A 9,983-nucleotide genomic window follows, 5' to 3' on the forward strand; every position below is an offset into this window, starting at 1 on the left:
CGTGCCGACGCTCGACACTGCCGATATCATGGGGAATAATCCGTCCATGCCCGTCTTGAGCCGTGTCGTGGGTGGAGACCCGGCACGCGGCGTCGCGTGCATCAGCTGCATCACCTGCGCCCCTCTTGGGCGGCCAACCGCCAGAATCACGAAGTCTCGGACATGACACGCGTATGACATCGGGTGCCGGCGGGCGGTAGATTACGGCAGCCCTCAATTTTGCCTGATTTCCGCGGGATTTCCTCGCGCCGCGTCAATTTTGATAGTTAAATGCCCCGCTGGCACCGTGAAAAGTGCCGACTTGCGGCGCGCTCACCCGTGCCGGTGGCGTGTGTGGAATGGTTGCGGCATTGCACGAACAGGGAGCCAGTCATGCCCGCTAAATTGTCGTCTGCCTCGCGCTCGGCCACGGCCAGCCCCGCCGCATCTTCCGCCGCGTTTCCGGTCGCAACATCGCCCACCGTTCCCGTCGTGCCGTTCGAAGCCCGCATTGCTGCCGGGCGCAAGCTGCGCGACACCACACCGCGTGGTAGCCACTCGCATGTCGGTAACGTCGACCGAGACGTTGTGGAACTGCTGCGAACCAGCAGCGAGGGACGCGTCGATGCGCTCGTGCCGTTGCGCTACGGACGCATGCTCGCGTCGCCCTTCGCTTTCTATCGGGGCAGCGCCATTGTCCAGGCCCACGATCTGGCGGGTACCCCGCACACCGGTCTCACGCTCCAGATCTGCGGCGATTGCCATCTGGCCAACTTCGGCGGCTTTGCCACACCGGAGCGCACCCTGATCTTCGATCTGAACGATTTCGACGAGACCGCGCTTGGACCTTGGGAGTGGGATCTAAAGCGCTTGTGCGCCAGCCTGGTACTGGCCGCCCGCCAATTCGGCTTCGGCGATACGCTGGGCGTCGAGATGGTGCGCACGGCGGTACAGACGTACGCGCGGCGCCTGAATGAATACGCCCACATGCCGACGATTGCGTTATGGCATGAGCAGGTGACGTTCGAGCGCATGCTCGACCTCGCTCAAAGCGAGCGCGTGCGCGAGGGCGTGAAACGCGGAATTGCGCGCGCCACCGGGCGCACGCATGAAAACGTGCTTCCCAAGTTTGCCCAGCAGGTGGGCGATCATTGGCAGATTCGTGATGCACCACCGAGCATTTTCCATGTGCACGGCGCCACCACGCTGTTCGGCACGGAAGACGACTGGCTCGGCCTGGGCGATTGGCGCACGCTGTTCGCCCCCGTCTACAAGAGCTATCTGAACTCGCTCTCGCCCGATCGTGCGCTCATGTTGTCGAGCTACACGCAGGAGGATCTGGCGTTCAAGGTCGTGGGTGTCGGTAGCGTCGGCACCCGATGTCTGGTGTTGCTGATGATGGATACCCACGAGCAACCGCTCTTCCTGCAGTTCAAGGAGGCGTCGAAGTCGGTCGTCTCGCGCTTCTTCAAAAGCGCTTCGTCGAAGCACGACGGGCGTCGCGTCGTGGAGGGGCAGCGACTGATGCAGGCGGCCTCCGACGCCTTTCTGGGCTGGGGCAGCGGCCCGTTCGGGCGCAGCGTGTATGGACGTCAACTGCGCGACATGAAGGTGTCGGCGCAATTCGAGCTGTTTCGCGCCGACGGCTTCCGTGAGTACGCCGGGCTTTGCGGATGGGTGCTGGCGCGCGCGCACGCCAAAGCGGGCGGTTGTGCGGCTGAGCTGGTTGGGTATGTGGGCAAAGGCAACCGGCTCGCGCAAGCGTTGGTCCATTACGCGACCGATTACGCCGACCAGATCGAACGCGACTACGAGGTGTTCAGAAAGGCGTGTCGTGACGGTCAGCTAGAGGCGCGCACCGATGCCGACATGGCCGCCGATTTCATTGCGTGAGCCGAACGGGGGCGATGCAGGCTTCCCCCAATGCATCGGCGATCGGGCGTGACTAAACTACTATTGACAAGCGCGAATTCACAAGCGCGACACTAGGTACGCTGGACGTCCACCGCCACGCATGCTTGCATGCGGGCGTCCTCCGGAACTGACATGAACCGCCCGCCCGCCAATTCGACGTTGCGCGCAGTAGCGACAAAGCCGTTTGGCATACGTCTGAAATGGCTTCTCTTGCTTGCGGCCGCGTCACTGTGCGCCATCGGGGTCTATTTCGTGGCACGCGAGATGCAGACTTCGCGCCTCCAGGCGAAGTACTTTGCGGCACTTGACCGCCAAGTTTCCTTCAGGGTTGCGCAAGGCCCGAGCGACACCATCCGCTTCCCTTCCCACGGCGGTCCCTACGACCTGCGCATGGGCTATGAGCGACTACCCGAGTTTGCCGCTCGCCTCACCGCACGTGGCTTCGTCGTCACCGCTCAGGCGCGCGACTCGGCCACGATGGCCCGCATCGCAGACCAGGGACTCTTCGTTCCCTACGAGGAAAAGGCTCAAGCCGGTCTTCGGCTCTTCGACGCGAGCGGCGCGCCGCTTTACAGGGCGCGCTACCCGTTGCGCACCTACGCCAATTTCGACGCCGTACCACCGGTTGTTGCCGATGCGCTGACCTTCATCGAAGACCGATCACTGCTCGATGCTGCTGAACCGTACCTCAATCCCGCGATCAACTGGAAGCGCTTCTCGCTCGCCGTCATTGATCTGGCACTCAAACACGTGCTCCATCACCATGCAATGCCCGGCGGCAGCACGCTCGCAACCCAGATCGAGAAATATCGTCACTCGCCGGGGGGGCGTACCGTCAACCCGTCCGAGAAGCTCCGGCAGATGGTCTCGGCGGCGTTGCGCGCCTATCTCGGCGGTGAGCGGACGCTCCCGGCACGCCGCAGGATCGTCGTCGCCTACCTGAATACGGAGCCGCTTGGTGCGCAGCCAGGCATCGGCGAGATCGAAGGCATTGGCGACGGGCTCGTGGCCTGGTACGGCCGCGACTTCGACGAGGCGAACCATCTGCTCGCAGCGCTCGACACGGACGCTCGAGGTCAAACCGGGGCGCCTGCCACCGGCGGACTCACCAACGAAGCGCTCGCATTCAAGCAGGTGCTCTCACTCCTGATCGCGCAACGCGCACCGTCGTATTTCCTTACACGGAACAATGCAGCGCTCGAGACGCTGACGAACAGTTACCTGCGGCTGCTTGCCGACAACCACGTCATCTCGGCGCGGCTGCGCGACGCCGCGCTCGGTCAGCCCCTGCAGGTACGGCACGGTTTGGCTACCGCGCAGGCAATCCCGTTTGCCAAACGTAAGGCGATTTCGGTATTGCGCGCGCATTTGCTCGAGACACTCGGCCTCAAAAATACCTACGCGCTCGATCGCCTCGACCTCACTGCCAGCTCGACACTCGCCGATGCGCTCGAGCAAGCTGTCAGCAAGCAGCTTGCGCGTGCACAAACGGTGGCTGGCGCGCAGCAGGCCGGCCTCTATGGCTTCGAGATGCTTCGCCCCGGCGACGATCCTGCGAAGATCGCCTTCAGCTTCTCGCTCTATGAGCGCCGCCGCGGTGAGAATGTGCTGCGCGTGCAAACCGACACCGTGAACGAGCCGTTCGACATCAACCAGGGTGCCCGCCTCAATCTCGGGTCAACCGCGAAGCTTCGCACCCTCGTCCTGTATCTGCAGATCGTCTCCGATCTCCACGCACACTATGCTTCGCTCACCCCCCCCGAACTCGCGCGCGTGAAGCCCGATGCGCTCGACGCACTGACATCGTGGGCGCTCAACTATCTTGCGCACACGACCGACCACTCGTTGCCGGCGATGCTGGCGGCCGCCGTCGAACGCAAGTACTCGGCCAATCCCGGGGAAGTCTTCCACACCGGCAGCGGCGAACAGGCGTTCTCGAACTTCGAGCCCGCCGACAATGGCCGCATCCTGACCGTGCACGAAGCGTTCCAGCGCTCGGTCAACCTCGTATTCGTGAGGCTCATGCGCGACATTGTCCACTACGAGATGGTCAGGCAGGCGGGGCCGTCGGCGCACTGGCTCACGGATCCGGTGCTGCGGCAGCAGTATCTGACGCGCTTTGCCGACGAAGAGAGCCTGACCTTTCTCGACCGCTTCAATAAAAGGTATGCGGGGCTTGCGGCTGACCAGGCGGTGGCGAAGCTTGTCGCGGGGATGCCAAAGTCGCCCGTCAGGCTCGCGGCAGCCCTGCGTAGCGTGGCGCCTGACGGCTCGCCGGCCTGGTTCGAGGGCCAGATGCGCGCGGCGCTGAAGGGCACGCCGGCGGCCTCAATGAGCGCCGAAGAGATGGCGGGGCTATATGCAAAGTACGGACCAGACAAGTTCGACCTGAACGACCGCGCTTATCTTGCGCGCGTGCATCCGGTCGAGCTTTGGCTGCTCGCCTACCTTCGTGCCCATCCGCAAGCCACCGAGAGCGACTTGCGCGACGCGAGCCGCGACGTGCGTCTCGAATCGTACTCGTGGCTCTTCAAGACGCGTTTTCACGCCACCCAAGACCGCCGAATCCGGGAAACGATCGAGCTTCAGGCGTACGCCCCCATCGTGCGCGCGTGGCGCTCGCTCGGCTATCCATTCAAGCGCATCACGCCGTCCTATGGGTGCGCCATCGGCGCCGCGGGTGACCGGCCAGCCGCGCTTGCGACACTAATGGGCATCATCGCCAATGACGGCCGAAAGGTGCAACAGGAAAGCCTGAGTTCGCTCACGTTCGCGGCCGCCACGCCATATGAGACGCATTTTTCCCACGCATTTGACGTGGGGCAGGTCGTGATTTCACCCGCCATCGTCGACGTCGTCCGGGGTCTGCTGCGTGACGTCGTGACGGGCGGCACGGGCAAGCGCCTCGCGGACGGCCTGCCGCTAGGCTCGGGCCGCACGCTCGAGGTTTACGGCAAGACCGGCACCGGCGACCAGCGTTTCAACGTCTATGCACGCGGCGCCAAGCTCATCGAATCGCGCAAGGTCAACCGCACGGCGACATTCGTGTTCATGATCGGAAACCGCTTCTACGGTGTGTTGAGCGCCTATGTGCATGAGCCCTACGCGACACACTATACCTACACTAGCGCGATGGCCGTCCAGCTCCTGAAGTCCCTCGGACCGACACTCGGGCCGCTCGTCGGCAAGACAAGCGTCGATCAACCGCTGCCATGACGAACGAACGCATCGCTACGTTTCAACAATGCCCCACTTGATACGCGCCCAAAGACGCTCGTGAGCCAGGTAACCGACGGACGTGTAGATGTTGCTGATGATCATGAAACCGACCGCGGTGTGAATGGTGCCGGTAAGCAGGTAGAGCGTCCCGAAGTCGAGGCACATGACCAGGCTCCGATACGTAAGCGCCTTGGTTACTGAGCGACGGCTGCTTACGGTTCTCATGATCCATCCCCTTACCGGACGTACGGCTGTGGTTCGTTGACCCTGTGGAGCATCATCGCGATGGTCACGTGGTGGCAGGTCCTGCTATCAGATCGATTTCGCCTCGTACGGAAGGCCTTGTCCAGTGGGAAGCGATGGGTTGCGTGACCATTCATGCCATGAGCCACAACGCCGGGCGTAATGAAGATGGGTTTGTGCATGGCGTTCTGCTGCGGATCAGGAAAATCACGTAAGAAGCATAAGTCGACCAATGAAACGCTTGTTGATACCGGTCAATGCCAATTCGCGTTGCCACGCATTCGATATCGGTGCGCCGTGCAACGCGGCACGCCGTCGGTCGACGTAGGGTCCGGTGGAGGACTGCTTCGCAGGAATCGTCCGATGAAGTGATGGAATTGGGACGCGATATTGTCCGAATGCCGCCACTTTTTCTCTAAATTACATGAGATGTGCGTTTTAAGTAATTGATTATAATAAAAATTAATGAAATGCATTTCAATGCGGCCTCGGTGCTGCATCGTTTGACGGTGTCCGCCTACACATCTTTCGGACTCCGCCGATTCGCCAAACGAGACGGGCTCTCTACAATCGGTTTCAACAGGTCGGGTGCCATTCACCAAAGCACGGACGGCCGTACAGGAGGTTGTCATGGCGAAGCGCATTCCCCCATCACCGATTGCGTCCGTACCGCACGGGACATCCCGCCCAAGGACGGCGGACGAGGAGCACGCGTTGACGCACGAGGACGGTGACGCCGAGACAACCGGCGCGTCGACGCCCGCAGGCGAGCGTCCGACACCCGCGCAACCGCATGAGGCGCAGCAGTCGAGCGATGCGGCAATACGAGACGACATTCGTCGGCGGCTAGCCGTCGTGGCCGACCTCGATATTTCGCACATCGATGTCACGGTGACCTCGGGGCTGGCGCTGCTTACCGGCGATGTACCGGAGCGCTGGATGCAACATGAGGTACAGGCGATCGTCTCGAAAGTGCCCGGCGTGAGCGGCGTCGACAACCGATTGCACGAGCGGCGCACGCAGCCGATGAGCCGTCCCGGAGAAAGTCAGGAGGGTCACAAGATCTGACTCGGGCGACATCGCTTTATGGAGCAAGCGGACATTCGGGCAAACCCTTTACGCAAAAGGTTGCCGGGTGCCGAAGGCAGCGAAAGACTCCCCCGCATTTCAATGCCAGGGAAGGGATCACCTAAGACTCGGTCGCCGCAGGGGTGCGGCACGTCAAACGTGCCGGAGGTGACGCCCGAGGCAGCGATGCCATGGGTGCGACGACTCAATTTCGGGAGGTTAATCATGAAACAAGCCAATCTACTCAAACTCGTCATGGCCGGTGCACTTGCTACGACTGGTATCGCCGCGCATGCCCTCGATCAGGGCGGCATCATCAAGATTGCCGATCAGTCGGGCGCCAGCGGCGTGATGAGCGATACCGGCCGCAAGATTGACGATTCGGCACTCACTGCCAAGGTCAAGGCCGAATTGCTCGCCAAGAAGGACGTGCCTTCGACCAAGGTGCACGTCACGACGCGTCATGGCGTGGTGCATCTGACCGGTTCAGTGCCGCAATCCGCTCAGAAGACCCTCGTCGTCGACACGGTCAAGGGCGTTGAAGGCGTCGTCGATGTGAAGGACGACATCAAGGTAATGGGCAAGTAACCGCAACGGAAATCGCAACAGTAACCGCATTCTCTCCCCGTCGGCGGCGCGTGCCGCGCGCCTCGACATTACTGGAAGAAGGAGAAGATCATGACCCTGCAAACCGGTCGGGGCGAAACGCCCCAGTCAGGCGCCCGCATCGTAGGCGATTCGCACAAGTTGCCCGAGGGGCCAGGCCCGTCGGTGATGGCCGCCGACACGCTCGATGCTGAAGACGTTGTGAACCGCGCGGGCGAAAGCCTTGGGAAGGTCAAGCACATCATGCTCGATGTGCAACGGGGCACAGTCGCCTACGCGGTGCTGTCGTTCGGCGGGTTTCTCGGCATGGGCGACAAGCTGTTTGCCATTCCTTGGCACGCCTTGCAGCTCGACGTCGGAAACAAGCGTTTCATTCTGGATATCGACAAGGAAGCGCTCAAGAAGGCGCCAGGCTTCGACAAGGATCATTGGCCAAGCATGGCTGACATGCAATGGGCCGAACAGGTGCATACGTATTACACCGTCGACCCCTATTGGCATTAAGCTCGGTGAGGTCTTGCTCATGTCGAGTCAATCCGAGATTTGCTGGATGACGAAAGCGCCACGACGGTACGCACATCTGCCTGAGCCGTACGACCCAGGCAGGCCGCCCGGGACACCGCCGCCGAAAACGCCGCCCGACGAGGACGAGCCGTCGCCGACGCCTCCCCCCGACAGACCGCTGGATCCCCCGGTTGAGGAGCCGCCGCTGCGGCCGCCGGGCAAATATGTCTGCTTTGAGCGATCCACTTGACGGGCAGCGGCGGCACACGGAGCGACTCCTGTCCGTCAGGGCCGGATCGCCAACGGAGGAAAGTCATGCCTTATCGTCAGACCGAGGAGCTGCCGGCAAGCGTCAAGGATCACTTGCCCGCGCACGCGAAGGAGATTTACCTCAAGGCGTTCAATGCCGCCTGGGAAGAATACCGGGATCCCGGCGAGCGGCGCGGTCATGAATCGCGTGAAGCAACGGCACACAAAGTGGCTTGGGCCGCAGTGAAGAAGACCTACGAAAAGGACGAAGGATCCGGTCAGTGGCGCGCGAAAACACGTCACCAGTGATCGCCTGCTCCGGGCAGCGGCGTCGCGGCGTGCTGTCTGCAGAATTTGTCGCGTTGGCGTAGAATCGGCCTCCTTTATGGGGCGGCTGCGACGCGCGCCAGGTTGGACATCCACCGCCTGCCGCGCCCGATATCGTTCGCTTGTCGTTGCCGACAACCTCGCCAGTCCCGGACTGGCTGTCATGACCCAATCCCAATGAGTGCCTCCCAAATCCTGCCCGCCCAGGCGGCCGAAGCGTTGCCTCCGTCGTCCATTCCCGTCTGGCTCTCGTTCGTGGCGCTTGCCATGGGCGGCTTCGGCATCGGTACCGGCGAATTCGTCATCATGGGGCTGTTGCCCGACGTCGCCCAAGGCCTGAACATCACCATTCCACAAGCCGGCCATGCGATCAGCACGTATGCACTGGGCGTCGTGATCGGCGCACCGCTGCTCGCCGTGCTGGGAGTGCGCCTGCCGCGCCGTGCGTTCCTGATCGCGCTCATGGCGATGTTCGCCATCGGCAATCTGGCCAGCGCTCTCGCGCCGAGTTACCTCGCGCTGATCGTGTTGCGTTTTCTCAGCGGCCTGCCGCACGGCACTTACTTCGGTGTCGCCGCGTTGGTCGGGGCATCGCTCGTTGCGCCACATCGTCGTGTGCACGCGGTGGGGCAGATCATGCTGGGGCTGACGCTCGCCACGCTCTTTGGTGTGCCCCTGGCCGCCGGTCTCGGGCAGTGGCTCGGCTGGCGTGCTGCGTTCGTCCTTGTCGGCCTCATCGGCGCGTTGACAGCGGTGATGGTCTGGCGCTGGGTACCGAATGTGCCGGCCCCTCATGGCGCGAGTCCGATGCGCGAGCTGAGCGCGTTGCGTAACGCCCAGGTGTGGCTCACGTTGGGCATCGGCGCGATCGGCTTCGGGGGCATGTTCGCGGTGTTCAGCTACATCAAGCCGACGCTCATGCAAGTCGCCGGCGTTCCGGAAGCGTGGGTGCCGTTCTACCTGGCATTGTTCGGTGTCGGCATGGTCGCGGGTACCGTCGTCGGGCCGCGCCTGGTCGCGGCCGCGTCGCTCATGCGCGCCATCGGCGGCACGCTGATCTGGTCGGCGCTGCTCCTGGGTGCCTTCACCTTCACGGCATCGAGTCCCTGGCTGGCCGGTGTCAACGTGCTTGGCATCGGCACGATCATCATCATCGGCCCGGCGTTGCAAATTCGCCTGATGGATGTGGCTGGTGAGGCGCAGACACTTGCGGCGGCGCTCAACCATTCGGCGTTCAACATGGCCAACGCCGCCGGTGCATGGCTCGGTGGTGTGGCAATTTCCGCAGGTTACGGCTGGACGTCGACCGGGTGGGTCGGTGTCTTGCTGTCGTGCGCCGGCATGTTGATGTTCCTCTGGGCGCGCCACGACGCCCGTCGAGAGGCGCGGTAAGCCGACGGGTGCCCGCTAAGGTCGCTGCGGTCTCAGGTCGTGAGCGCCACGCCGCCGTTCAGGCGTTCGAGCACGGTGGCGCGCACGGCGGCCGGGGCGTCCGCGAGCAGTGCCGGCCATTGGGCCTGAGCGTCTCGGACGGTCTCCCGCGCGATGGCGCTCAGGCGGCTCACGCGAAGCAGCCCAGCGCCCTTGAGCAGCGCGTCGAGGGCAGCCCAGTCGAATGCCCGCAACGTCTTGTCGATCGCCCGGTTCACGCCATAATGCGATGCCGGCACGTCGTGAAAAAAGGCGGCGACGCACACCGGGTCATACACCGGCGCCAACTGCGGCGTATGGGCGTCGGGGTAGATCAATGCCCAGTTCTTGAGGTGGGCGTCGGTATTGCCTAGCAGGATAAAGGCGATCAGACGACGCAAGAACTCGCGTACGTCGCGCACCGGTTGCGCGGATAACTGATCCAGCACCCGCAGCATCGTCGT

At 63.0% G+C, this 9,983-nt stretch carries 9 protein-coding genes; 7 read left to right on the forward strand and 2 right to left on the reverse strand.

The window, feature by feature from the left end; all coding sequences use genetic code 11:
- The first annotated feature begins 372 nt into the window (after window positions 1-372).
- Window positions 373-1,872, forward strand: a complete 1,500-nt coding sequence (locus A985_RS0115670) for a DUF2252 domain-containing protein (RefSeq protein ID WP_017234346.1) — start codon at window positions 373-375, stop codon at window positions 1,870-1,872.
- A gap of 153 nt (window positions 1,873-2,025) precedes the next feature.
- Window positions 2,026-5,109, forward strand: a complete 3,084-nt coding sequence (locus A985_RS0115675) for a transglycosylase domain-containing protein (RefSeq protein ID WP_017234347.1) — start codon at window positions 2,026-2,028, stop codon at window positions 5,107-5,109.
- Window positions 5,110-5,124: 15 nt separating this feature from the next.
- Here the strand turns inward: A985_RS0115675 and A985_RS27605 are convergent, their stop codons facing one another.
- The gene (locus A985_RS27605) at window positions 5,125-5,337 is read right to left on the reverse strand and encodes a DUF2061 domain-containing protein (RefSeq protein WP_083902323.1); all 213 of its coding nucleotides are present in this window, start codon (window positions 5,335-5,337) and stop codon (window positions 5,125-5,127) included.
- A gap of 732 nt (window positions 5,338-6,069) precedes the next feature.
- On the opposite strand from A985_RS27605, the gene A985_RS0115685 reads away from it, so the two are divergent.
- The 5 genes from A985_RS0115685 to A985_RS0115705 all read left to right on the forward strand — a co-directional run bounded on the left by A985_RS0115685 (window position 6,070) and on the right by A985_RS0115705 (window position 9,501).
- Window positions 6,070-6,423, forward strand: a complete 354-nt coding sequence (locus tag A985_RS0115685) for a BON domain-containing protein (RefSeq protein WP_017234350.1) — start codon at window positions 6,070-6,072, stop codon at window positions 6,421-6,423.
- Between the two features lie 225 nt (window positions 6,424-6,648).
- A complete protein-coding gene (locus A985_RS28230; protein WP_017234351.1) occupies window positions 6,649-7,011 on the forward strand; it encodes a BON domain-containing protein in 363 nt (120 codons plus the stop codon).
- 90 nt (window positions 7,012-7,101) lie between these two features.
- Complete coding sequence (locus tag A985_RS0115695) at window positions 7,102-7,533, forward strand: PRC-barrel domain-containing protein (RefSeq protein WP_017234352.1); 432 nt, start codon at window positions 7,102-7,104, stop codon at window positions 7,531-7,533.
- A gap of 315 nt (window positions 7,534-7,848) precedes the next feature.
- Entirely contained in the window at window positions 7,849-8,091 is a 243-nt protein-coding gene (locus A985_RS0115700) for a ChaB family protein (protein ID WP_017234353.1), read from the forward strand.
- Window positions 8,092-8,286: 195 nt separating this feature from the next.
- Window positions 8,287-9,501 carry an MFS transporter gene (locus tag A985_RS0115705; RefSeq protein ID WP_017234354.1) on the forward strand — a complete coding sequence of 405 codons (1,215 nt, stop codon included), beginning with the start codon at window positions 8,287-8,289 and terminating at the stop codon, window positions 9,499-9,501.
- 32 nt (window positions 9,502-9,533) lie between these two features.
- Here A985_RS0115705 and A985_RS29345 read toward each other — a convergent pair.
- The coding region (locus A985_RS29345; RefSeq protein ID WP_232424637.1) for a HipA domain-containing protein at window positions 9,534-9,983 on the reverse strand (450 nt) is incomplete at its 5' end.

Source organism: Pandoraea sp. B-6 (genome assembly GCF_000282835.1).
Lineage (GTDB): Bacteria > Pseudomonadota > Gammaproteobacteria > Burkholderiales > Burkholderiaceae > Pandoraea > Pandoraea cepalis.